General features: G+C 44.0%; 21 protein-coding genes. 17 read left to right on the top strand and 4 right to left on the bottom strand.

Annotated elements, in window-relative coordinates:
* The first annotated feature begins 81 nt into the window (after positions 1-81).
* The 9 genes from gltB to QWY16_RS16965 all read left to right on the top strand — a co-directional run bounded on the left by gltB (position 82) and on the right by QWY16_RS16965 (position 14,462).
* Complete coding sequence (gltB, locus tag QWY16_RS17005) at positions 82-4,674, top strand: glutamate synthase large subunit (protein ID WP_300990415.1); 4,593 nt, start codon at positions 82-84, stop codon at positions 4,672-4,674.
* An 18-nt stretch (positions 4,675-4,692) separates the two neighbouring features.
* The gene (locus tag QWY16_RS17000) at positions 4,693-6,180 is read left to right on the top strand and encodes a glutamate synthase subunit beta (protein WP_300990414.1); all 1,488 of its coding nucleotides are present in this window, start codon (positions 4,693-4,695) and stop codon (positions 6,178-6,180) included.
* Between the two features lie 247 nt (positions 6,181-6,427).
* Complete coding sequence (locus QWY16_RS16995; protein WP_300990413.1) at positions 6,428-6,862, top strand: hypothetical protein; 435 nt, start codon at positions 6,428-6,430, stop codon at positions 6,860-6,862.
* 86 nt (positions 6,863-6,948) lie between these two features.
* Complete coding sequence (locus tag QWY16_RS16990; protein ID WP_300990412.1) at positions 6,949-7,854, top strand: HD-GYP domain-containing protein; 906 nt, start codon at positions 6,949-6,951, stop codon at positions 7,852-7,854.
* Positions 7,855-7,988: 134 nt separating this feature from the next.
* Complete coding sequence (locus tag QWY16_RS16985) at positions 7,989-8,585, top strand: hypothetical protein (RefSeq protein ID WP_300990411.1); 597 nt, start codon at positions 7,989-7,991, stop codon at positions 8,583-8,585.
* Positions 8,586-8,697: 112 nt separating this feature from the next.
* On the top strand, positions 8,698-10,155 hold the full coding sequence (locus QWY16_RS16980) for a circularly permuted type 2 ATP-grasp protein (protein WP_300990410.1): 1,458 nt from the start codon (positions 8,698-8,700) through the stop codon (positions 10,153-10,155).
* Complete coding sequence (locus QWY16_RS16975) at positions 10,155-12,038, top strand: alpha-E domain-containing protein (RefSeq protein WP_300990409.1); 1,884 nt, start codon at positions 10,155-10,157, stop codon at positions 12,036-12,038. The genes QWY16_RS16980 and QWY16_RS16975 overlap by 1 nt, the downstream gene beginning before the upstream one ends.
* Positions 12,039-12,180: 142 nt before the next feature.
* Positions 12,181-13,626: a DEAD/DEAH box helicase gene (locus QWY16_RS16970; RefSeq protein WP_300990408.1), complete on the top strand. Its 1,446-nt coding sequence runs from the start codon at positions 12,181-12,183 to the stop codon at positions 13,624-13,626.
* 269 nt (positions 13,627-13,895) lie between these two features.
* Positions 13,896-14,462, top strand: coding sequence for a LysM peptidoglycan-binding and 3D domain-containing protein (locus QWY16_RS16965; protein WP_300990407.1), 567 nt, complete (start codon positions 13,896-13,898; stop codon positions 14,460-14,462).
* 86 nt (positions 14,463-14,548) lie between these two features.
* Here the strand turns inward: QWY16_RS16965 and QWY16_RS16960 are convergent, their stop codons facing one another.
* On the bottom strand, positions 14,549-14,782 hold the full coding sequence (locus QWY16_RS16960; protein WP_300990406.1) for a DUF378 domain-containing protein: 234 nt from the start codon (positions 14,780-14,782) through the stop codon (positions 14,549-14,551).
* 446 nt (positions 14,783-15,228) lie between these two features.
* Here QWY16_RS16960 and QWY16_RS16955 point away from each other — a divergent pair, with 446 nt between their 5' ends.
* From QWY16_RS16955 to QWY16_RS16935, 5 genes are all read left to right on the top strand, one after another.
* Positions 15,229-16,071: a MurR/RpiR family transcriptional regulator gene (locus QWY16_RS16955; RefSeq protein ID WP_300990405.1), complete on the top strand. Its 843-nt coding sequence runs from the start codon at positions 15,229-15,231 to the stop codon at positions 16,069-16,071.
* 79 nt (positions 16,072-16,150) lie between these two features.
* Positions 16,151-16,987, top strand: coding sequence for a transporter substrate-binding domain-containing protein (locus tag QWY16_RS16950; protein ID WP_300990404.1), 837 nt, complete (start codon positions 16,151-16,153; stop codon positions 16,985-16,987).
* Positions 16,988-17,007: 20 nt separating this feature from the next.
* On the top strand, positions 17,008-17,673 hold the full coding sequence (locus QWY16_RS16945) for an amino acid ABC transporter permease (protein ID WP_300990403.1): 666 nt from the start codon (positions 17,008-17,010) through the stop codon (positions 17,671-17,673).
* 13 nt (positions 17,674-17,686) lie between these two features.
* Positions 17,687-18,409 carry an amino acid ABC transporter ATP-binding protein gene (locus tag QWY16_RS16940; protein WP_300990402.1) on the top strand — a complete coding sequence of 241 codons (723 nt, stop codon included), beginning with the start codon at positions 17,687-17,689 and terminating at the stop codon, positions 18,407-18,409.
* Positions 18,410-18,630: 221 nt separating this feature from the next.
* Positions 18,631-19,056 (top strand): CBS domain-containing protein, encoded by a 426-nt coding sequence (locus QWY16_RS16935; RefSeq protein ID WP_300990401.1) that lies wholly within the window; start codon positions 18,631-18,633, stop codon positions 19,054-19,056.
* 71 nt (positions 19,057-19,127) lie between these two features.
* Here the strand turns inward: QWY16_RS16935 and QWY16_RS16930 are convergent, their stop codons facing one another.
* Positions 19,128-19,538, bottom strand: a complete 411-nt coding sequence (locus QWY16_RS16930) for a BTB/POZ domain-containing protein (protein WP_300990400.1) — start codon at positions 19,536-19,538, stop codon at positions 19,128-19,130.
* A gap of 195 nt (positions 19,539-19,733) precedes the next feature.
* Between QWY16_RS16930 and QWY16_RS16925 the strand changes: the two genes are divergently transcribed.
* Positions 19,734-20,033, top strand: a complete 300-nt coding sequence (locus tag QWY16_RS16925; RefSeq protein WP_300990399.1) for a cupin domain-containing protein — start codon at positions 19,734-19,736, stop codon at positions 20,031-20,033.
* 39 nt (positions 20,034-20,072) lie between these two features.
* Here QWY16_RS16925 and QWY16_RS16920 read toward each other — a convergent pair whose 3' ends face one another.
* Both QWY16_RS16920 and rluF read right to left on the bottom strand, forming a co-directional pair.
* Positions 20,073-20,789, bottom strand: coding sequence for a DUF6904 family protein (locus QWY16_RS16920; protein WP_300990398.1), 717 nt, complete (start codon positions 20,787-20,789; stop codon positions 20,073-20,075).
* A gap of 11 nt (positions 20,790-20,800) precedes the next feature.
* Positions 20,801-21,508: a 23S rRNA pseudouridine(2604) synthase RluF gene (rluF, locus tag QWY16_RS16915; protein ID WP_300990397.1), complete on the bottom strand. Its 708-nt coding sequence runs from the start codon at positions 21,506-21,508 to the stop codon at positions 20,801-20,803.
* A gap of 227 nt (positions 21,509-21,735) precedes the next feature.
* Here rluF and adh point away from each other — a divergent pair, with 227 nt between their 5' ends.
* Both adh and QWY16_RS16905 read left to right on the top strand, forming a co-directional pair.
* The gene (gene adh / locus QWY16_RS16910) at positions 21,736-23,259 is read left to right on the top strand and encodes an aldehyde dehydrogenase (protein ID WP_300990396.1); all 1,524 of its coding nucleotides are present in this window, start codon (positions 21,736-21,738) and stop codon (positions 23,257-23,259) included.
* 123 nt (positions 23,260-23,382) lie between these two features.
* Positions 23,383-23,745 carry a DUF779 domain-containing protein gene (locus tag QWY16_RS16905; protein ID WP_300990395.1) on the top strand — a complete coding sequence of 121 codons (363 nt, stop codon included), beginning with the start codon at positions 23,383-23,385 and terminating at the stop codon, positions 23,743-23,745.
* The last annotated feature ends 122 nt before the right edge of the window (positions 23,746-23,867 follow it).

The raw sequence follows: 23,867 nt of genomic DNA, 5'->3' as shown, positions 1-23,867 counted from the left end.
TTTTTGTTGTATATATATTCATCTCTTGTGTTATAATATTCTGACATTCCGACACTTTAATGTGTTGAAGGAGGCGATTTGATGAGAATGAAAGAATATCCATCACAACAGGGGCTTTATCATCCCGATCAAGAGCATGAGGCATGCGGCATCGGTATGATCGCCAATATCAACGGTGAAAAATCGCATGCGATTGTGCAAAATGCCATAAATATCCTTTGCAATCTTGAGCATCGTGGCGGCCAATCTTCGGATACAAGTACAGGAGATGGAGCAGGCATCCTTACGCAAATCCCCCATAGATTTTTTCTGAAACAATGTGATAAAGAAGGTATCACTTTACCGGATGAAGGAAAATACGGAATTGGTATGTTGTTCATGCCAAAAGATTACGACCTACGTATGGAAATTAAAGACATCATTCTTCGGATTGTAAAAGAAGAAGGACAAAACTGTCTAGGTTGGCGTCCAGTTCCAGTCAATGATTCATTCGTCGGTAAAGTGGCATCTAAAACAAAACCGGTCATTCGCCAAGTATTTATCGGCGCTTCAGAAGATTTAACAGACCGGATGGACTTGGAACGCCGGCTTTACATCATTCGCAAACGCATTGAACAGGAAATGGGCAATGACGAAAAGTACAAAGATGTGTATTTCAGCAGTCTTTCATCCAGTACCATTGTTTATAAAGGCATGCTGATTCCGGAGCAGCTGGATTCATTCTATATTGATCTCAACCATCCGGAATTCAAATCGGCAGTCGCACTTGTCCATTCCCGTTTCAGTACGAACACATTCCCCAGCTGGCAGCGTTCCCATCCAAACCGGTACTCGATCCACAACGGCGAGTTCAATACGCTAAGAGGAAATGTCAATTGGATGCGGGCCCGCCAGCTGCTTTGCACGTCGCCGTACTTTAATGAAGAAGATTTGAAGAAAGTATTGCCGGTCATCGATGAAACCGGAAGTGACTCGTCCATGTTTGACAATTGCTTTGAATTTTTGCATTTATCAGGCAGATCCCTTGCGCACACGGCCATGATGATGGTTCCGGAGCCTTGGGTGAACGATCCGACGATCAAGCAAGAGAAAAAGGATTTTTATGAATATCACAGTACGCTAATGGAGCCTTGGGACGGCCCGGCTGCTCTAGTCTTTACGGATGGGCGGCAGATTGCGGCATGTCTGGACCGCAATGGACTGCGGCCTGCCCGCTACTATGTCACCAAAAGCGGCATGATCGTCCTTGGTTCTGAAGTAGGGGCACTGGATATTTTTGCGGATGACATCATCTATAAAGAACGGCTGCATCCGGGCAAAATGCTTTTAGTAGATCTGGAAGCCGGAAAAATCATTCCGGATGAGGAAATTAAGCTGCAAATCGCAGCGGAGCTTCCTTACAAAGACTGGCTTGAAGAAAATATGGTAAATCTGGATGACCTGCCTGAACCCGACATGAACGCGAATAACAACACGGACCTAGCGTCCGTGTTGCTGGAACAGCAATTGGCTTTCGGCTATACAACGGAAGAACTGCAGAAAATCATTAAACCACTGGCTACAGAAGGAAAAGATCCGGTTGGTTCAATGGGCTACGATTCTCCTTTGGCTGTTTTATCCAAAAAGCCGCAGCTTTTATATAACTATTTCAAACAGCTGTTTGCGCAAGTGACAAACCCGCCGATCGATGCGATCCGGGAGCATATCATTACTTCTGCCCGCACGACGATCGGAGCGGAAGGAAACCTGGTGCAGCCTGTACCGGAAAGCAGCCGGCATATCCGCTTGGAAACACCTATTTTGACCAATCTTCAATTGGAAAAGCTGCTCCAGCAAAAGCATGCTGAATTCAAGGCAGTGACGCTTCCGATTGTATTTCCCAAATCAGGAGGTCCTTCAGCGATGGAACAAGAGCTGGAGGCATTGTTCCTGAAAGCGGATCAGGCGTTTGAAGAAGGGGCTACTTTGCTGATTTTGTCGGACCGCGGCGTTAATAAGGAATATGCAGCGATACCGGCATTATTGGCGGTTTCCGGGCTGCATCATCATCTGATCCGCCAAGGTACACGGACGAGACTAAGCCTCTTAATCGAATCGGGGGAACCGCGTGAAGTGCACCATTTTGCAGCGCTATTAGGATACGGCGCAGAAGGGATCAATCCTTATCTGGCTTTCCGCTCAATCAAAGAATTAATAGCAATAGAAGATATGGCGGGCACCACTTACGAAGAAGCGGAAGAGACCTATGTCAATGCGGTGACGGATGGCATCATTAAAGTGCTTTCGAAGATGGGGATCTCAACGATTCAAAGTTACCGGGGAGCGCAGATCTTTGAAGCAGTCGGCATTCACATGGATGTTATTGACCGCTATTTCACCCGTACTTCTTCACGACTTGGAGGCATCGGACTTGAAATCATTGCCAAAGAAGTGCTGATGCGCCATGAACAGGGCTATCCGGAGCGCAAAGCAGGAGACCAGTCGCTGCAAACAGGCGATGAATTTCAGTACCGGGCAAACGGGGAGACCCACCAATACAATCCGGTTACAATTCATACATTGCAGCATGCCTGCCGCACCAATAACTATGAAGTCTTCAAGAAGTATACAGGGCTTTTAACGAAAGAAACTTCGAATGTCCAGTCGCTTCGCGGTTTGATGGCATTTAAAGAACGGACGCCTGTGCCGATTGAGGAAGTGGAGTCGATCGAAGAAATCTGTGCACGCTTCAAAACCGGTGCTATGTCATTTGGTTCCATCAGCCAAGAAGCGCATGAAGCATTGGCTATCGCCATGAACCGGATTGGCGGCCGAAGCAATTCAGGAGAAGGTGGCGAACAAGTTTCACGCTTTATACCGGATGCCAACGGCGACAACCGCCGAAGTGCCATCAAGCAAGTAGCATCCGGCCGTTTCGGTGTGACGAGCCATTATTTGGTCAATGCCGATGAAATTCAGATTAAAGTAGCTCAAGGCGCGAAACCCGGAGAAGGCGGCCACTTGCCAGGTAAAAAAGTTTATCCGTGGGTTGCTGAAGTACGCGGCTCGACACCGGGTGTGGAACTGATTTCTCCGCCGCCGCATCATGATATCTACTCAATTGAAGATTTGGCGGAGTTGATCTTTAACTTGAAGAACGCCAATCCGACGGCCCGCATCAGCGTCAAGCTTGTATCTGCTGTTGGAGTAGGGACGATTGCAGCCGGTGTTGCCAAAGGACGGGCAGATCTCGTGCTGATCAGCGGCTATGACGGAGGAACGGGGGCAGCACCGAAAACCAGCTTAAAGCATACCGGGCTGCCTTGGGAAATCGGACTGGCGGAAACGCATCAGACATTGATGCTGAATGGTTTGCGTGACCGGATTGTCGTTGAGACCGACGGTAAAATGATGACTGGCCGCGATGTCGTAATCGCAGCGCTATTGGGAGCAGAAGAATATGGCTTTTCCACTGCGCCGCTTGTCGTTCTAGGGTGTATTATGATGCGCGTATGCCATTTGGATACATGTCCGGTTGGCATAGCGACACAAAACCCGGAACTTCGGAAAAAGTATATGGGAGATCCTGACCATGTTGCCAACTTTATGCGCTTTATCGCAAGAGAAGCCCGTGAATTGATGGCAGAGCTCGGATTCCGTACGATCAATGAAATGATTGGCCGCACAGATGTCCTTGAAGCCAATAAAGCGATTGACCATTGGAAAGCGGAAGGCATTGATTTGTCCGCATTGCTGTATCAGCCGGACCTGCCGGAAAAAGTGGGGCGCTATGCAACCATCAAACAAAACCATGGTTTGGAGCACACTCTAGATTGCCAGGAATTGCTGCCGCGCTGTGAAAAAGCGATCGAAACCGGAGAACGCGTCGAAGTGACTACTGCTATCCGCAATATTCACCGCGCCACTGGAACAATTGTCGGAAGTGCCATATCCAAAAAATACGGGGCAAAAGGACTGCCGGAAGATACCATCAAGTTGAATTTCAAGGGATCGGCGGGCCAAGCTTTTGGAGCGTTTACGCCAAAAGGGATGACGTTGAAATTGGTTGGAGACGCGAACGACTTTGTCGGAAAAGGCTTATCCGGAGGCAAAATCATCACATATCCTGCGAGTGATTCGACGTTTCTGCCGGAAAATAATATTATTATCGGCAATGTCGCCTTTTACGGTGCTTCTGCCGGTGAAGCATATATATATGGATTAGCGGGTGAACGTTTTGCCGTTCGAAACAGCGGTGCGAAAATTGTTGTTGAAGGCGTCGGCGACCACGGCTGCGAATACATGACCGGCGGCCGTGTTGCCATTCTCGGCAAGACAGGCAAGAACTTTGCTGCCGGGATGTCCGGCGGGATCGCTTATGTATTGGACGAAGAAGGCACTTTCGGAAAGCGCTGCAATGCAGAAATGGTCCACCTGCAGCCCATGGCCGATCCTGCAGAAATCGAAGAACTGCGTGAAATGATTACGAAGCATGTCAGTTATACCAATAGTAAGAACGCCAAACGCCTCTTGGCAAATTGGGATATTTACTCGGCGAAGTTTGTGCGGGTCATTCCAAAAGCTTACCTTAAAATCAATGAACGAATCAGTAATCTGCAAAACAGCGGCATGTCTAAATTTGATGCTGAAATGGCGGCATTTGAAGAAAGTAAAATGGCTGGAGCAGGAAAATAAGCGAATTGGGGGGATACGATGGGAAAAGCGACTGGATTTATGGAATACAACCGCCAGACACTGAAAGAACGCAATCCAGCGGAGCGGACGAAAGACTGGTCTGATTACACGATTCCGTTGTCAGATGAAGAAGTGAGAAAGCAAGGCGCACGCTGCATGGATTGTGGCGTGCCCACTTGCCAGTCGGGAATGGAGCTTAACGGAGTGACAACCGGTTGCCCGGTTTATCACCTGATTCCCGAATGGAACGATCTTGTTTACCGGGGGCAATGGAAAGAGGCATTACGCCGTGAACATGTCATGAATAATTTCCCGGAATTTACAGGCATCGCTTGTCCGGCTCCATGCGAAGGAGCTTGTGTGCTGGGAATCAACGAACCGCCAGTTGCCATCCGGACGGTTGAGCGCTCCATTATTGAGCGCGGCTTTGCAGAAGGCTGGGTTGTTCCGGAACCGCCAGAAACACGCACTGGCAAAAAAGTGGCAGTCATCGGCTCAGGACCTGCGGGGCTCGCGGCAGCTGCCCAGCTCAACAAGGCGGGGCATCTGGTGACAGTGTTTGAAAGAAGCGACCGTGTAGGCGGTCTTTTGACATACGGCATTCCTGAAATGAAATTATCTTACGACGTGGTCATGCGCCGTGTCCGCATTCTCGAGCAGGAAGGCATCACATTCGTCCCCAATACCGAAGTCGGAAAAGATTACCCGGTTTCAGCGCTTCGTTCAGACTTTGATGCAGTTATCATGTGTGCAGGCGCTACCATTCATCGGGATCTTCAAGTAGAAGGAAGAGAGCTGAAAGGAGTCCATTATGCGATGGATTTTCTTCATGCCAATACCAAAAGCCTGCTCGATTCCAATCTGGAAGACGGTCAGTATATCTCGGCGGAAGGAAAGAATGTAATTGTCATCGGTGGTGGAGATACTGGGACAGACTGTTTAGCAACAGCCGTCCGGCATAATTGCGACAGCCTCGTCCAATTCGATGTATATGATAAAAAAGGAGCCCTCCGCGACGAAGCCGGAAATCCATGGCCTCAATATCCGCGTATTCACCGTGTAGAATACGGCCAAAAAGAAGCGGCTGCTGCATTTGGTGATGATCCAAGAGCTTATGCTGTCATGACAAAGAAATTTGTCGGCAATGAAGAAGGGCATGTAAAAGAAGTCCATACTGTCAACGTTAAACTGAAAATCGGGGAAGACGGGAAGCGGATTCGTGAAGAAATTCCAGGGACAGAAAAAGTATGGAAAGCGGACTTGGTGCTGCTCGCTATCGGTTTTAGCGGACCAGATCAAAACCTGATTCAAAAGCTGGATGTGGAAACGAAAGCCAATTCCACCGTAAAAGCCGAATATGGCAAATATGCTACCAATATAGAAGGCATATTTGCAGCAGGTGATATGCGCAGGGGGCAAAGTTTAATAGTCTGGGCAATCAACGAAGGCCGGGAAGCAGCAAGAGAATGCGACCGCTTTTTAATGGGATCTACAGTATTGCCATAAAGATGAGAAAAGTCGGGGATAAATCCTCGGCTTTTTTGTTTTAGTAATTAGAATGATTTAATTTCCTTAAATTGTTAAAAATAATAGAATTATGTTGTACCAAGTGCCTAGTTCGTATATACTAAATAAAGTGAAGTAGCCTTTTTTGAGACTTTTTTACAGTTTGAAGACAATAGGAGAGTCTTTGGCCGGTACATCTCAAGTTTGTTTTCTTCACTATAATAAAAAAATGACAGGAGGAAATAAAATGTTTAAGAAAAGTTTAATCGCCGCATTTGTTGCTATTATGGTTGTCATGATGATCAGCACTTCAGCATTTGCCGCAGAAAAGACAACAATGAGCCCGGAAATAGCCCAAGCATTGACAGAGATAGAGACAGTTAATGCTGCTATCTATTCCGAAATTGCTAAAGCCCAAGAAGAAGCACAAGAAATGTATAACCAATACCGTTCAGATTACTATGCAGCTGACGATGCTGAAACTAAAGCAGCGCTGACAGCTAAATATGACGAAGAAGTGACGGCGTTAATCCATGAGTTGGATATGAAAACACGGGAAATGACTCGCCTTGGAGTCGAAGATGCTACGGCAGCAGGAGTTACAGTTGAAATTGAATGGGTGCCTGTACAGTTTCCAGACCGTGTTGCATTGATTGATCCTATGAAGGTAATTGACTGGTAATTGGTTGTATAAAAGTATAGCGATAGAGTACTATGAAAGTATAGAAATCCTATATTTTCATAGTTTTTTTGAAAGGTAGTGAGTTTGTGAAGGGCTTGAACATTTTAAAGAACAAGTACTTGGAAACCGTTAAAAACGGTTCTACGTCCCTGAGTCTATTAGGCCGTGGAGATGGTGTCGAGCTGATGAAGCAAACTGTATTAAAAGACAAATTAATAATTCTCTTTCCTGCAGAAGACTCTAATGTTCAGGAGTTTTTCTATATATTGAGTGGTACATTTGAGGTTGAAGTTGATGAAGAGAAAGTAGAGATTGGTCCTGATGACTTTTTTGCTGCCACTGGCTTAAAGGAAGCAATTAATTTTTATGCTAAGACAGACGTTACTTTTTTGTCAGTTTCTACGGCTCCAGTATTTCACTCGCTTAGCAACGAAATCAATGAATTACGTAAAATTGGGGAAATCGTTGAACAAAAAGACCGCTATACATTTAAACATAGTTCTCGAGTGTCAAAATATGCAGTAAAAACCGCTACAATGATGAATTTAGGGAGAGCCCAAATTCAGAACCTCTTTATCGCTTCAATCCTCCATGACATCGGAAAAATCAATATCCCGGAAGAGGTACTGAAAAAACCCGATAAATTGACAGACGAAGAGTTTGAATTAATTAAAAAGCACCCAGGTGACGGAGCCGACATGTTACGTAAAACGGCATACGCTGATTTAGCAGATATTGTGGAACAGCATCATGAACGGGTAAATGGCCGGGGATATCCTTTCGGATTGAAAGGCGAAGAAATATTAGTCGAAGCGAAAATTATCGGTGTTTGTGATACTTTTGATGCAATGACCGAAGACCGCGCATACCGCAAAGCTTTTACAGCGCAGTATGCGATAGATGAAATCAAACGGCTGGCCGGCATTCAATACGATCCGGAAGTTGTAAAGGCATTTGAACAGGTGATGCTTGAAGAAGGCAGACTTTCCTAAAAATGAATCTAACCGTTAAGACACCTAATATGCCAAAAGGTGTCTTTTATTTTTTTCTGAAAGGTTTGAAAATGGCTGAATTAGTCAATAATAAGAGCACAGTATATTTTAAAACTGAGAAGGAGTGAATCAATATGGCTAGAGGTTCAGGTGGAGTATTCGGAAAATTGTTATTATTGGGAGTCGGAGCAGTAATTGGTGCAGCTATGACTCAGAAAAAAGTAGATTCGGATGGCACATCCACATCCCAGGCAAGCAACTTGAAAGAGAATGTGAAAAAAGGTCTAGAGCGGTTCAATGAACAGTCAGGCGGTATGGTCGACAAGGTGAAACCTACTGTCAACAAAGCTGTGGAAAGCGTAAAAAGCGCCATCGACAGCCAGCAAAAGATGATGGATAAAGAGAAGGATATGCTAGACAAAGCGAACCAGACTTTGCAGGATGAAGTGGGCAGTACTTCAGGTGGAAGTTCGACCGGATCATCTTCGACAAGTACAGGAACGACGGGCACAGCAGGTGGTTCAGCAGGGTCTGTAGGATCTACAACTGGCTCTTCAACAACAGGTGCCGGTTCAACAGGAGCAACAAGTGGAAGTGATGCTATCGACTCTACTCCGGCAGGCGGCATTTATGGCGGCAGCACAGAGTATAGCGAGTCGCTGAAAAAGAATTTAGACAAAGACGATCCGTCAAAAAGCAAATCTTCAAACAATTCAACATTTGACAAATAAAATAAGTTAAAATAAAAACATGGAAAAGCTATTGCTCGTTTGCGACAGAGCCATAGCTTTTTTGTAACTTTAAAATTAACAGAAAATTATAAAAACCTGAGGGAGGGTTTCCATGTTTAAATCGTATAACGTAAAACCATTTTTTGATGAGATGTTCACGGCTGAAGGTTTGCCGAAGCCCCATTATCAGAAATTTTATGAGATGCTTACCCGATTTTCAAAAGATGATTTAAAAGAAAAACATGAAACGGCTCAACTTTCCTTCTTGCGCCAAGGCATTACGTTTACAGTGTACAACAATAATGTAGGCACTGAGAGGACGATGCCTTTCGATTTTGTTCCGATTATCATTTCACCTGAAGAATGGAAAACGATTGAAAAAGGGATGATTCAGCGGACAGAAGCCCTCAACCGTTTTTTAGACGATGTTTACCACGATCAGCAAATCCTCGAAGACGGCGTGGTTCCCCGAAGACTGGTCGAAGAAAACCCTTATTATTATGCGAAGCAAGTGAAAGGAATCGATATCCCACTAAAAAACCACATCTTCTTAGCAGGCATCGATTTAATCCGCGACGAGAATGGAAAATACCATGTTCTCGAAGACAATTTGCGGAACCCTTCAGGGATGTCCTACGTTTATCAGAACCGTTATGTAATGCGCCAAGTATATCCCGAATTCTTTTCCAAACATTCGGTCCATGCCCTTGAACATCAGCTGTCTCATTTACATGAGGCAATTTTGGATCATGCGCCTAAAGCGACGGGAGATAAAGCTTTTGCGGTGCTGCTGACTCCTGGAATGTACAATTCTGCCTATTACGACCATGTTTTTTTAGCGCAGCAAATGGGCATCGATTTGGTTGAAGGGCGGGATTTGATAGTCAGAAATAATATTGTGTATATGAAGTCTATCCGGGGGCTGAAGCGGGTAGATATTATTTATCGCCGCATTGATGATGACTTTTTGGATCCAGAGGCTTTCCGGGAAGATTCTGCTCTTGGAGTTCCAGGATTGGTGAAGGCTTACCGCCACGGCAATGTGGCTATTCTAAACGGCATCGGCAACGGAGTTGCAGACGATAAAGCGATTTATGCCTATGTTCCTGAAATGATCCGCTACTATTTAAAAGAAGAACCGATTATCGACAATGTGAAGACTTATCTGCTAGATAATCCTGAAGAGCGTGAATGGGTGCTTGAACATCTGGAAGAATTGGTAGTAAAGAATGTCGGCGCATCCGGAGGCTATGACATGCTTGTTGGCCCACATGCATCCCAAGAGCTTATTGAAAAATTCCGGGAGAAAATCATAGAAGCCCCGCACCAGTATATTGCTCAGCCGACCATTAAATTATCAAGAGCTCCGGCGTATCAAGGAGAAGAATTTTATCCTTGCCACGTAGATTTGCGGGTCTTTGTGATGAGAGGAGCCGAAACCCGAGTGCTTCCAGGGGGGTTGTCCCGTGTTGCATTGAAAAAAGGTTCGCTCGTCGTCAACTCTTCTCAAGGCGGAGGCGGAAAAGATACCTGGGTATATAAAGAAAAAGAAGAGAGGGGGGCTCTTTAATGCTAAGCCGTGTAGCCAACTCATTATATTGGATGTCACGAAATGCGGAACGCGCTGAAAATAATGCCCGCATTCTGGATGTACAATTGCTGCAGATGATTGAAGCATCTGATGAAGAACTGGTCCGGGAAAGTGACTGGAAACTGACGTATGAAATTTGTTCGTCGTGGCAGGAGTTGAATCAGCTCAAGTCTTTGTCGCCTTATAATGATGATCAACTGATTCATTATTTGGCCATGTCGGATAATAACTGGAATTCGATTGCCAATTGTGTTCGGTTAATAAGAGAAAATGCACGGGTCAGCAGAGACCATATAACGGATGATTACTGGGAAGTTTGGAACAGCTGTTATTTAGCGTTGCAGAACATTGATACTCAACAATGTTTGACAGGCGAGATCCGGGAGTTTCTGGATTTGGTGAGAACCACTTCCCTGACTTCACAAGGTATTATTGAATCCACCATGCAGCGGGGTGTGGAGTATCAGATTATCAAAATCGGCAAATGGCTGGAGCGAGCTGAAAAAACAGCGCGAATACTAAATGTCGTCTGTGAGCGGACTTATGAACAGCAGCTGCAGGAACAAACTGAAGATTATTATTATTGGCTGTCAGCTTTAAGGATGACTAAAGGCTATGAAGCTTATTTAAAAGCCCATCTGCCTAAAATGGATCCGCGCCAGGTTCTGAGTTTCCTGATTTCCGACAAGTCTTTCCCACGCTCAATCCGCTACTGTCTGGATCACGTAAGAGATGCGGTGGATGAATTGGAAGAAGGGAAAGTTTCACACTATTCTTGGGAGCTTTTTGCGAAGCTTGATGAAGTAAGGACGGAATTTGATGAAATCGATATAGACCAGCTTTCTGCCGACGAAATGATGGATTTCTTAAATCATTTCCAGGATGGCTGCAATGAAATTGGCCAGCTTTTCTCAAAGACTTATTATTTGATCGATCCTTCAACGGAAGAAACAGCCGACAGCCAAACCCAAACTCAATTTCAATCTAATAGTACGAAGGGAATTACCACTATGAAGTATAAAGTCGAGCATGCGAATATATTCAAATACGAAACGATCGTTGACCAGAGCATGAATTCCATCCGATTGAAACCGAAGACAGATGAAACGCAGCGCCTATTATCTTATCGGGCTGACATCACTCCGGCTACACTTACGAAAGAGCATATCGATATCTGGGGAAATGATGTAGAGACGTTTTTCATTGCAGAGCACCATGAGAACCTGGAAGTTAAGACGACGAGTATTGTCAGTATCCAGAAAAGCCCGTTTATCCACCGCATTGAGTATTCGCCGGAAATGAATGCCATTTTCCATTCCAAATTATTCAGTGAGCAATATATGGCTTACTTAAGCAATACATCGTATACGTATTTGAGTTCTGAGCAAATCGAGCAGATTGGAAGAGACTTAGGCGAAATGACGAATCCGGTGCAATTCTCGATTGATGTGATGGGGTATCTGCACGACCGCTTTACTTATGACGGCGAGTCGACGACGGTCTCAACAAAAGCAGAGGAATCGTACGATCTGATGAAAGGTGTGTGCCAGGATATCACCCATGTCATGCTCGGAATTTTGCGCGGCAATCAAATTCCAGCCCGCTATGTCAGCGGTTATTTATATGTCGGAGAAAATTCGGCGCTTGTCGGTGATGCTGCCAGCCATGCCTGGGTGGAAGTAATGGTGCCTGGGATCGGCTGGGTAGGGCTTGATCCGACAAATAATGTAGAAGCTCTTGAACACCATATACGCGTTGGAGTTGGCCGTGACTACAACGACGTCAGCCCTGTGCAAGGTGTATACAGAGGGGGCAGCCAATCGCTCGACGTCAAAGTCTCTGTCAGCTTGTTGGATCAATAACTTGTTTGAAAATCAGCGGTGATTTCTCCGCTGATTTTTTTATTAAATAAAAACTTAATAATTGTTTAATAGAAGAAATAGGCTCATCCATGGCATAATATAACGACGTATAGATTTTTTTGAGCGGAGAAGGAGCAAGAACATGAACACAATAAAATTTAAACAATATAAAATCAGTGAACCGATTTTAAGAGCGCTGGAAGGTTTGGGCTATACGAAGCCGACTGAAGTACAGGAAAAAGTGATTCCGGCAGCACTTTCAAAGACTGACATTGCTGTTAAGTCACAAACAGGCAGCGGGAAAACTGCAGCATTTGGGATACCGATCTGTGAATTGGTCGATTGGGAAGAAAACAAACCGCAGGCTCTTATTTTGACACCGACACGGGAACTGGCAGATCAAGTAAAAGAAGATATCACAAACATTGGCCGCTTTAAACGCATTAAAGCAGCGGCAGTTTACGGCAAACAGCCATTTGCCTACCAGCAGGCGGAACTAAAGCAGAAATGCCATGTGGTCGTGGGAACTCCAGGGCGTGTGTTTGACCATATCGAACGCGGAACGCTAGACTTGAGCCGCATTGAATACCTGGTGCTTGATGAAGCGGATGAAATGCTGAATATGGGCTTTATCGAACAAGTGGAAGCCATTATCAACAAATTGCCAAAACAGCGGACAACCATGCTTTTTTCCGCTACATTGCCTGAAAATGTAGAAAATCTTCAACGCAAATACATGAAGAATCCAGAGCATATTGAAATTGCCTCAACAGAGACCTTGACAGACCGGATTGAACATTCGCTCTACACAGTTGAAGAAAAAAAGAAATTTTCTTTGCTGCGTGATGTGACGGTTGTTGAAAATCCGGATAGCTGCATCATTTTCTGCCGTACGAAAGACAATGTTGACTTTGTGGTAGAACAACTTGAAAAACATCATTATACCTGTGATAAACTGCACGGTGGAATGATGCAGGAAGACCGCTTTGCGGTGATGAATGAATTCAAGCGAGGCGAGTTCCGTTATTTAGTTGCGACGGATGTAGCGGCACGGGGAATCGACATTGACAGTATAACTCATGTCATCAATTTCGATATTCCACTGGAGAAAGAAAGTTATGTGCACCGGGCGGGAAGAACAGGCCGTGCCGGCAAAAAAGGGAAAGCCATCACTTTTGTAACACCGCACGAAGACAAATTTTTAAATGAAATTGAATCTTATATCGGCTTTGAAATTCCGCAGCACACTTCCCCTTCAGCACAAGAAGTAAGCGCTGCTGAACCTGCTTTTGTTGAAAAGCTGGAAAGCCTGCCCCAACTGAAAAAGAATAAAAACGAGCAAGTGAATAAAGATATCATGAAACTGTACTTCAACGGCGGAAAGAAAAAGAAGTTGCGGGCCTTTGATTTTGTTGGCACCTTAACGAGCATTCCGGGAGTTACAGCGGAGGATATTGGGATTATTAAAATCCAGGACACCGTTACTTATATTGATATCTTAAATGGCAAAGGACCCATGGTGCTGAAAGCCATGAAAGACAAGACAATAAAGGGCAAAACCTTGAAAGTCCACAAAGCAAATAAATGATTTGAAAGCGGATGCCGTGTAAAATGGCATCCGCTTTTTTGCGTTTAAGAGATAAAACCGAAGTGAAAAAAAGGAATTATCATACAAAAGTAATGACTTTTGTCGTGTTCACGTAAGTCATTATGAGGAGGTTTATTACGAAAGAAAAGTACCTATGTCATAGAAAACAGTCAAACTGTAATGAAACAGGTCACTGAATGTTACATGATTGTAATGTTATCGTGCTATTTTGTTTGTATTGAAAAAACACAAACGAAGGAGAGAACAGATTGAAAAAACTATTGATTATTCTAAGTTTTGCACTGGTTTTGTTCCTTGGCACCTCACTTGAAAGCTCGGCAGCAGCAAGTACATACACAGTTAAAAGTGGAGACACCTTATATAAAATTTCTAAAATGCATAAAGTATCGGTCAGCAATTTAAAGTCATGGAACAAGCTAAAGTCCGATGTCATCAAACCGAAACAAAAATTGAAAGTTACAGGTGCTAAAGCGAAACCGGCATCTAAAACAAAAACACCCTCACGGTCATCCGCTGGATCAGTAGTCAAAGAATTTACAGTTTCCTCTACAGCTTATACAGCATCATGCAAAGGATGTTCAGGAATCACCAGAACCGGCATTAACCTGAAGAAAAATCCTGGATTAAAAGTTATTGCAGTAGACCCAAGAGTGATTAAACTGGGGACAAAAGTCCATGTTGAAGGCTATGGTTATGCAATTGCTGGAGATACTGGCGGTGCCATCAAAGGCAACAAAATCGATGTATTCATTCCAACAAAAAGCGCAGCCCTTAAATGGGGAAGAAAAAACGTGAAGATTAAAATATTAAAATAAAACAAAAGAAAATCCTCCGTGCAGCGAGTTCTGCATGGAGGATTTTTGTGGTTAATAAGCCAGTTCCATTTCAGTGGGCTGCTTTTTTAACGGCGTACATCGCTGTGCCGATGATCATGGTTTACCATTGGCAAGAATCTTAAAGCATAAAGAGCGCAAAGGCCGACGATAACATAAATGATTCGGGAGAATGCCGATTTAGTTCCAACTTCTCCGCCGAAAATAGCTGCCACTAAATCAAATTGGAATAACCCGACAAGCAGCCAGTTTACGCCTCCAATGATCAATAAAATAAGGGCAATAGAATTCAAGGCTTTCATTGATTCTTTCCTCCTTCCCTTTATTTACAGATGTTGTTAATTAAATAATACCCCCTTAGAAAAAGAAAAAAACTTAAACAATCAGAATATTTACAAACGAAAAATATTTCATTATTGTTTCAAAATAGCGTTTAGTGCATAAAGAACTAGGGAATATTTTAATATTGTTAAAGAAAATCCTGTATAATTCCACTTTTCCCTTTTCTTTGAAAAATTTTTTATGTCTTTTATCTACCAAATTACACAAACTTACTTAGGTTGAGAAAGAGCAAGAAACCTATAAATACATATTAAAAATAAAGCATTCCAAAATAGGCAATAAATATTCGAAATATTTATAAGTAATTATTTATGGAGAAAATTCAAAGAACTATTGCAGGAATTCCTGCATAAATGTATACTTTTTATAAGTATTTGAGTAAGTTCTCGTTTTGGAGGCGTGATAGATGCAGGATTTACTGCGAAGTGTTTCGGATGCGTATAAGGGTTTTAGTACTGGACAAAAGAAAGTTGGAGACCTTTTTTTCCGAGAACCTATTTTTTTGGCATTTTCATCTGCCTTAGAGGTGGGAAGAAGAGTAAATGTCAGTGAATCTACCGTCATTCGCTGGACTCAGAAGTTAGGTTATAAAGGTTATGCCGAATTTCAGCAAGTAGTTCAGCGGAAGCTGGCTGAAGAACGGTTTGAACAGGCTGAACAAAAAACACTGGAACCGAACGCCGACCAATCTTTTTTAGAAAACTTACTTGATGCGGAAATCACTAGCATCATAAAGTTAAAGCAGTCGATGAATGAAGACGATCTTCTGCAAGCTGTTGATTTGATCAGTTCTGCCAAGCACCTCTACATTGCCAGTGATTTTTTTGATTACGGTCTGGCCCATTGGTTTTCAGGATGGCTGGATATGACAATTGGCTCTACGGAAATGATTTATCCAGCAGATGGACATTATTACAGCCAGTTATCCAAAATAGGGCCCGGAGATACTCTTATTGCATTTGTGTTTCCCCGTTATACTAGAATGGTTGTCGAAACAGTCCAATCTGCTAAAGAACGGGGAGCAAAAGTGATTTTGTTAACTGATTCACTTGAATCACCAGCTTTAGCATCTGCTGATATCACAATTAAAGTCTCATTGAACACAAACTTAAATATTGATTCGTATACAGCGGTCCATGCACTCTTGACTTCGATTATGCGGTTTGTATATGTAAAAGAGCATGCCAAAGTAAAAGAGAACCTGGCGAGGATCGAAGAAGTATATAAAGAGAAGAATATTTTTTACTAAAAAGCGCTCACACTACTGGTAAGTCCCGAAACGCTTCTGCGCTTTGGTCAATTATATAAATCGAAAAGGGGAGAATAAGATGAAAAAGAAATTATCATTTTTAAGTGTAATTTTGTCAGCAGGTTTGGTTTTGGCAGCTTGCGGAGGATCAGAAGACTCAACCGGTTCGGAAGGATCAAGCACTGAAGGCGGTGGAAATGAGCTGGGGTTATTGGAGGAAGGTAAATTCACTACTGCAGCCAGCGGACTTTATAAACCATTCAATTATGAAGAAGGCGGCAAACTGACAGGCTTTGATATTGAAATCGGTGCAGCCCTCGCGGAAGAAATGGGATTGGAACATAATCCGGTAACCAACCCGTTTGAAACAATTATCCAGGGCTTGATTGGCAAAAAGTATGATGCGGTTATCGGATCAATGGCAATTACAGATGAACGTGCGAAAACGGTTGCGTTCTCAGATCCTTACTATCTATCGGGCGGTAAAATTTGGGTAGCTGAAGGAAATACAGAAATTCAGGAACCGGCTGACCTTGAAGGCAAGAAAATCGGGATTGTTGCCCAAACAACATATGAACCGGCTGCAAAAGAGTTTACAGACGACATCCAGTATTATAATAGTGATGTTGTAGCTTTGCAGGAATTAGTGCCAGGACGCGTAGATGCAGTTATCACAGCTGATGTTGTTGGCTTTGAAGCGCAGAAGGCCGGCCTTGAAATTAAAGATATCGGCGAAAATTTATGGATTGAAGAAGCGGCAATTGCTGTACGTCCGGAAGATAAAGCGTTGCTAGAAGAAATCAACAGAGCATTGGATGCCATCATTGAGAATGGAACTTATGCGGAGATTTCTGAAAAATGGTTCGGTACTAACCTCCTCGAAGTGGAGACAGAAGGAATCGAAGTTCTGCGCTAAGCTGAGAGAGGGGAATCGCCATGGAGAGTATTCGAACGATAATTGATATTTTTCTAACCACATATCCGGGATTTTTGGAAGCCGTTGTCATCACCTTGCAATTGACTGCAATTTCGGTGATTCTCGGTACGGTGCTGGGCCTATTCTTTGCACTGATGAAAATTTCGAAATCCAAGATTCTGCAAGGCATTGCGAATCTTTATATTACAATTATCCGGGGAACGCCATTATTGGTACAGATTATGTTCCTGTATTTCGGGATTACACAAATTATTGTCCTGGATAATTTCTGGGCAGGAGCTATTGCCCTTGCGGTTCATAACGGGGCCTACATCGCAGAGATTTTCCGCGGTGCCATTCAAGGGATTGACCAAGGACAGACAGAAGCGAGCCGGGCGCTCGGCATGACGAACAACCAGACCATGCGGAGAATTGTTTTCCCGCAGGCGCTTCGCCGTTCCATTCCGCCGCTTGGCAACCAATTCATCATCACACTAAAAGATTCATCTCTGGTATGGATGATCGGAGTAGCAGAATTGTTTTCAGTGGCGAACCGGGCAGCGGCAAGCTCGTTTAAACAATTCGAGACATTCATAGTCGTAGGTTTCTATTATTTAGTGCTGGTTATGATTTTCACTTATATCGTCAGATGGTATGAGAACAGACTGGATGTAGACAAAGCGTAAGGGGGGACAAATCATGATCATTGGAGAAAACATCCACAAATCCTTTGGGGATTTGGAAGTGTTAAAAGGCATCGATTTAGAAGTGAAACCCCAAGAGGTTGTGGTGCTTGTCGGCGTCAGCGGATCGGGAAAAAGCACGCTTTTACGCTGCTTTAACTTTTTGGAGGAAATGAACAGCGGAAAAATCACGATTGATGGCCATGTCGTTAACCCTAAAAAGGATAAATTAGCGGATATCCGTGCCGAAGTGGGAATGGTGTTTCAGCATTTCAATCTTTTCCCGCATAAAACAGCGCTGGAAAACGTCATCGAAGCACCTGTCACTGTGAAAAAGATGGATAAAGAAAAAGCGAAGCAGCTCGGCATGGCGCTTCTTGAAAAAGTAGGGCTTGCGGAAAAAGCGAATGTCTATCCAAGCAAGCTGTCAGGCGGCCAAAAGCAGCGGGTGGCTATTGCCCGTGCCTTGGCGATGGAACCGAAAGTCCTGCTGTTTGATGAGCCTACATCGGCGCTTGACCCGGAACTGGTGGGCGAAGTGCTCCAAGTTATGAAGCAGCTCGCTGAAGAAGGGATGACGATGGTAGTCGTCACGCATGAAATGAAGTTTGCCAAGGAAGTGGCGGATCGGGTAATTATGCTCGATAAAGGCGTTATCGTCGAATCAGCGGATCCAAAAACCTTTTTTGAGAATCCGAAGCATGAACGGACACGCCAATTTATTCAACTGGTGGAATGATAGCAAGACTAAAAGGGATCCGATTTTTGAATCGGATCCCTTTTTCTTTTCCATTAAGGTGTTTTTAATTCAAAAAATCGGTTAAAGAGTAGTAGACGCTTTTGAAAGGAGGCAAGTCCACGGGGATTAGTGATTGAATGTAGCAGATCAGGAAAATTGGATAAAGCTTCGTTAAGACTGTAAGTTAACAAAATAACTTTTCTAAAACGGAGGAATAAACCATGAAAGTTACAGAAATTATGACCAGCAATGTGGATACTTGCTCAACTCAAACTTCTTTGCAGGAAATTGCAGCAAAAATGAAAGACTTGGATGTCGGATCGATTCCTATCGTGGATAATGATAAATTAGTCGGCATCATAACGGATCGGGATATCGTCACACGCGGAATAGCTGAACAAAAATCATTGGACAGCCCGGTATCGGACATTCTTTCATCCAACCCAGTGACTGCGAGCACGGATATGGATGTTGAAGACGCCGCAAATTTAATGGCACAGCATCAAATTCGGCGGCTGCCGGTTGTAGAAGGCGATAAAATCGTAGGGATTGTTTCTTTGGGTGATATCGCGGTGAAAGACAAATCTTATGATAATGCAGAAATCGCATTGGATGATGTATCTGAGCCAGCTGAACCTGAACGATGAACTTTATGGAACATGCAAAAAACCAGCTCACAAAAGAGCTGGTTTTTTATATCCAGAATGGATAACAGAGGTTATTCTTTTTCGATAACAGATGCAGAAATAAGAGGCAGATCTTCTTCGGCTACTCCGTCATAGATGCCATGCACAGCTACAGAATCTCCTGCTTCAACTAAAGTTTCAGCCATATTGCGGATAAATACCTGGTTTTCCCCGTCTGTTAAGATGAAAGCAGGAAAAGCGCCGTCATCTGTCAATTCTTCCACTTCTCCTGATAAAATGACTGCAGTTCCTTCAGCTACTTCACCATCCGTTAAAGTAGTGAATGTGATGGGCTCCGCTTCATCTACTGCTTCAGGAGCGGTCGGATCAAGTTCTCCTTCAGGAGCGGTGACTTCTGTTTCGCCTTCCTCAGTAAGTTCCGCATTTCCTCCACAAGCCGCCAAACATAAAATGAGCATTAGTGGGATTAACTTTTTCACCATACTAGATCAACTCCCGACCATAATAAAAGATGTCTTGTTAAAATATACCCTCCACTCTGCATAGGTTAAACAGAAATAACTTCCGCTTTAGACAAAACACATGGCTAGCTTAATGCTAGACCCAAAATGTAAATGATTTACAGCTTGGCTTAAAGGGTATAGTGAATAAAACTGTTTGAAAGAGGAGCGAGAAAAATGGAGTTAATGAAGACCTCTTTTTATTTAAACGATAAGGCAAAACATATTCAGCAAGTGCTTAACTTTGAAAAAACGAAAATTATCAATATACAGTTGCGGCAAGGCGAGACGATTCCGGAACATGAAGTTGATGCAGACGTTGTGATCATTGTAAAAAGCGGAAGAGTAAAATTTGTTATCGAGGGACAACCAGCAGAAGTCTCGACTGAACGCATTCTTTACATGGTTCCGCATGAAAAACATAGCTTGACCGCAATTGAAGCAAGTGACTTAATAGTGATGCAAATTAAACGATAAAAAAGCTGACGCTTCGAATTCGAAGCGCCAGCTTTTTAACTACCACTCTATTTCCTCCGGGTACTCAGTTTGCAGCCTGATTTCATGAATCGGCACTTTGTTGGGGGTAGCCGCTGCCAGGACCTGGTTTCGGAAAGCGACGTAATCTTTATCTTGCATAGCAATTTTCAAAGCGATGACGCCCAAGCTTTTCTCGCGCTGTTTTTTAGGCATGTCTATATATTTTATATTTAAGAAATCAATGTATTGGATGGCGTATTCTTCCCCTGGAACCGCTTGTTGAAAAGCTTTTAAAATCTGCTGATATTCCTCTTCAGGCACTTGTCCATGCAGGCAGTCGAGCACGAGTGACTGGAACCGGGCAATGACATGCAAATGGACGTCCCAGTCCGGAAATTTGGCATCTTCCCGGTGAAGCCGGACAAAATCTTTCAGCGCGATAGCTGCATACAGAACTTCAGGCCATAGCACTTCGGTTGAAAAATAGATGTTCTTGTCTGGAGCGATAAAACTATGCTGCTTTTTCATATGGTCATGCAGGCCGTTGAAAACAGATTCGACATTGCGGTCTCCTTGTGCAGCATGACGGAGCTCATAGGAAATCCCGAGAATGCGCGTACGTGCGCCTGCATAATCATAATATTTGTTTTCGTCACCGATTACATAGTAAAAAGCCTGATTTAGCTCATCTAAATCAAAGTAATCGCCGCTGATTTTGACGCCTGTGTGGTTCGGAGTATTCGTCATTGTAAGCATGCCTGATTCTCCTATCGTTTCGGTTTATAGTCCAGTTGAGCGAATAATTCGTTCCGTTCTTTATCGGTCAAATCCCGCCACTCCCCGACGGACAGATCTCCAAGTTGAATGTTCATGATACGGATCCGTTTTAAGCCGCGTACTTCGTATCCCAAAGCGCTGCACATGCGGCGGATTTGGCGGTTCAGCCCTTGGCGCAAAATAATGCGGAAAGAGTATTTGGATAATTTTTCGGTTGTCGTAGGGAGCGTCGTCGTATCAAGAATCTCTACTCCTTCCGACATTTTCTTAAGGAAAGATTCGGTTACCGGCATATCCACTTTGACGATGTACTCTTTCTCATGTTCGTTTTCTGCACGCAGAATTTCGTTGACGATATCTCCATCATTCGTCAATAAAATCAACCCTTCCGAATCTTTGTCCAGCCGGCCGACATGGAATATGCGAAGCGGATGGTTAACAAAATCGACAATATTCCCTTCAATATGGCGTTCTGTCGTACTGGTGATGCCTACGGGCTTATTGAGTGCTATATAAACGTATTGCTGCTTCGGCTGTTCAATGATATTGCCATCTACCCGCACTTCATCGCCAGGCTGCACTTTGCTTCCAAGTTCAGCCCTTTCGCCGTTGATGGTCACCCGTCCGTCTTCTATAAATTTATCCGCACCGCGTCTTGAAGTAATGCCTGTTTCACTTAAAAACTTATTGATTCTCATAAAAAAATCCCTTCGAATGTATATTTCATTGATATATCCTATTATACCCTGATAAAACCTTAAACAAAACGGAGGATAGGCAAGAGAAGAGAATTTACAATAAAAGGGTTGCAATTTTTAGATTAGTTTGACAATATAGAAGGGAAGCTGTCTCTTGGAATGGTCTGCTGGACATGGATAATGTAAGCGGATACATAGAGGCGAAAAAAGATAAGGGAGGAAACAGAATGGTATTGTATTCAGCTCCAAACACGGAAGGCGCAAAAAGCAGATTTAAAGAGAGATATGAAAATTATATAAATGGTGAGTGGCGGGCGCCGGCAAAAGGCCAGTATTTTGACAATGTATCACCGGTAAACGGAAAAAAATTCACGGAAATCGCCCGTTCAACAGCGGAAGATGTAGAAGCGGCACTCGACGCGGCGCATGCGGCGAAAATAGCATGGGGCAAGACTTCCACCACGGAACGTTCGAATATCCTGCTCCAAATTGCAGACCGGATGGAACAGAATTTGGAGATGCTGGCTGTTGCAGAAACATGGGACAACGGAAAAGCGGTCCGTGAAACACTGAATGCCGATTTGCCATTGGCGATTGATCATTTCCGTTATTTTGCAGGAGTCATCCGAGCACAGGAAGGTTCCATCAGCCAAATCGACGAAGACACGGTTGCTTATCATTTCCACGAACCGCTTGGTGTGGTCGGGCAGATCATTCCTTGGAACTTCCCGCTTCTTATGGCGACTTGGAAAATGGCGCCGGCTTTGGCAGCGGGCAACTGTATTGTGTTGAAACCGGCTGAGCAGACACCTGCCAGTATTTTGGTCTGGGCAGAGCTGGTTGGAGATCTATTGCCGCCGGGCGTATTGAATATTGTAAACGGATTCGGCTTGGAAGCTGGAAAACCGCTTGCTTCGAGCCCGCGCATCAGCAAAATAGCTTTTACAGGCGAAACAACGACGGGCCGTATGATCATGCAATACGCTTCCCAGAACCTGATTCCGGTTACATTGGAACTGGGTGGGAAATCACCGAATATTTTCTTTAAAGATATTATGGACCAGGATGATGCATTCCTTGATAAAGCAATCGAAGGTTTCGTTATGTTCGCTTTGAACCAAGGTGAAGTTTGTACGTGTCCTTCACGTGTGCTGATCCAGGAAGATATATATGAAGAGTTTATGGAGCGGGCCTTGAAACGGGTAGCAGCTATCAAAATCGGCAATCCGCTTGATCCTGAAACAATGATGGGTGCCCAGGCTTCACAAGAACAGATGGAAAAAATCATGTCGTATCTGGATATCGGAAAGCAGGAAGGCGCTGAAGTATTGATCGGCGGTGACCGCAACATTTTAGAAGGCGATTTGGCAGAAGGCTATTACATCAAGCCAACTGTTTTCAAAGGCGACAACAAAATGAGGATTTTCCAGGAAGAAATTTTTGGGCCGGTCGTATCAGTGACAACGTTTAAAACAAAAGAAGAAGCACTTGAAATCGCTAATGACACCTTGTATGGATTAGGAGCGGGCATCTGGACACGCGACACGAATACCGCTTATCGTTTTGGCCGCGGCATTCAGGCAGGTCGCATCTGGACAAACTGCTACCATCAATATCCGGCTCATGCTGCATTCGGCGGTTACAAAATGTCGGGCGTCGGCCGTGAGAACCATAAAATGATGCTGGACCACTACCAGCAGACAAAGAATATGCTTGTCAGCTACAGTGACAACAAACAAGGATTCTTTTGACTCCGCTTTAACGGTCAGTAAGAAAATCAACTGACCGTAAAAGCCCGAATGGATCAACTAATAATCTGCAGGATGAAACCCCTGCAGATTAAGTTTCTCTTTACCAGGAAAGAAGGGATACCTATGGTCGAACGTGTAACGGCAACTGAGGCAGCGCTGGAACTGATAGAATTGCTGAAACAACAGCATGGGCCAGTCATGTTCCATCAGTCAGGAGGCTGCTGTGATGGCAGTTCACCTATGTGTTACCCAGAAGGTGATTTGTTCATCGGTGATCAGGATGTGCTGCTCGGTGAAATCGGCGGCAGCAAATTCTATATGCATAAAAACCAGTTTGACTACTGGAGCCATACGCAGCTGATGATTGATGTAGTCGCAGGACGGGGTGGCATGTTTTCTCTTGAAGGAGTGGAAGGCAAGCGGTTTTTGACAAGATCGAGGGCATTTACTCCTGAAGAAACAAAAGAATTACAGCAGCAGGTATAAGAAAAACCGGGTGTTGAAACACCCGGTTTTTCTTATTTTTTTATAGGATTTTTTAGCTTGAAAAACGTTTGAATCCTGGGTTCACAATGGAAAGAGAGGGGGGAAAATGCTATAATAAAAGA

It is taken from the genome of Planococcus shenhongbingii (assembly GCF_030413635.1).
Lineage (GTDB): Bacteria > Bacillota > Bacilli > Bacillales_A > Planococcaceae > Planococcus > Planococcus shenhongbingii.
This window is presented reverse-complemented; position numbering and strand designations above follow the sequence as displayed.

Excerpts from the sequence above, each read along its gene's own strand:
- rluF (WP_300990397.1), bottom strand. The coding sequence starts at position 21,508 with ATGAGAATCAATAAGTTTTTAAGTGAAACAGGCATTACTTCAAGACGC.
- gltB (WP_300990415.1), top strand. The coding sequence starts at position 82 with ATGAGAATGAAAGAATATCCATCACAACAGGGGCTTTATCATCCCGAT.
- QWY16_RS16995 (WP_300990413.1), top strand. The coding sequence starts at position 6,428 with ATGTTTAAGAAAAGTTTAATCGCCGCATTTGTTGCTATTATGGTTGTC.
- adh (WP_300990396.1), top strand. The coding sequence starts at position 21,736 with ATGGTATTGTATTCAGCTCCAAACACGGAAGGCGCAAAAAGCAGATTT.
- QWY16_RS16905 (WP_300990395.1), top strand. The coding sequence starts at position 23,383 with ATGGTCGAACGTGTAACGGCAACTGAGGCAGCGCTGGAACTGATAGAA.
- QWY16_RS16980 (WP_300990410.1), top strand. The coding sequence starts at position 8,698 with ATGTTTAAATCGTATAACGTAAAACCATTTTTTGATGAGATGTTCACG.
- QWY16_RS16985 (WP_300990411.1), top strand. The coding sequence starts at position 7,989 with ATGGCTAGAGGTTCAGGTGGAGTATTCGGAAAATTGTTATTATTGGGA.
- QWY16_RS16930 (WP_300990400.1), bottom strand. The coding sequence starts at position 19,538 with ATGGTGAAAAAGTTAATCCCACTAATGCTCATTTTATGTTTGGCGGCT.
- QWY16_RS16940 (WP_300990402.1), top strand. The coding sequence starts at position 17,687 with ATGATCATTGGAGAAAACATCCACAAATCCTTTGGGGATTTGGAAGTG.
- QWY16_RS16950 (WP_300990404.1), top strand. The coding sequence starts at position 16,151 with ATGAAAAAGAAATTATCATTTTTAAGTGTAATTTTGTCAGCAGGTTTG.
- QWY16_RS16920 (WP_300990398.1), bottom strand. The coding sequence starts at position 20,789 with ATGCTTACAATGACGAATACTCCGAACCACACAGGCGTCAAAATCAGC.
- QWY16_RS16955 (WP_300990405.1), top strand. The coding sequence starts at position 15,229 with ATGCAGGATTTACTGCGAAGTGTTTCGGATGCGTATAAGGGTTTTAGT.
- QWY16_RS16960 (WP_300990406.1), bottom strand. The coding sequence starts at position 14,782 with ATGAAAGCCTTGAATTCTATTGCCCTTATTTTATTGATCATTGGAGGC.
- QWY16_RS16945 (WP_300990403.1), top strand. The coding sequence starts at position 17,008 with ATGGAGAGTATTCGAACGATAATTGATATTTTTCTAACCACATATCCG.
- QWY16_RS16975 (WP_300990409.1), top strand. The coding sequence starts at position 10,155 with ATGCTAAGCCGTGTAGCCAACTCATTATATTGGATGTCACGAAATGCG.
- QWY16_RS17000 (WP_300990414.1), top strand. The coding sequence starts at position 4,693 with ATGGGAAAAGCGACTGGATTTATGGAATACAACCGCCAGACACTGAAA.
- QWY16_RS16935 (WP_300990401.1), top strand. The coding sequence starts at position 18,631 with ATGAAAGTTACAGAAATTATGACCAGCAATGTGGATACTTGCTCAACT.
- QWY16_RS16925 (WP_300990399.1), top strand. The coding sequence starts at position 19,734 with ATGGAGTTAATGAAGACCTCTTTTTATTTAAACGATAAGGCAAAACAT.
- QWY16_RS16970 (WP_300990408.1), top strand. The coding sequence starts at position 12,181 with ATGAACACAATAAAATTTAAACAATATAAAATCAGTGAACCGATTTTA.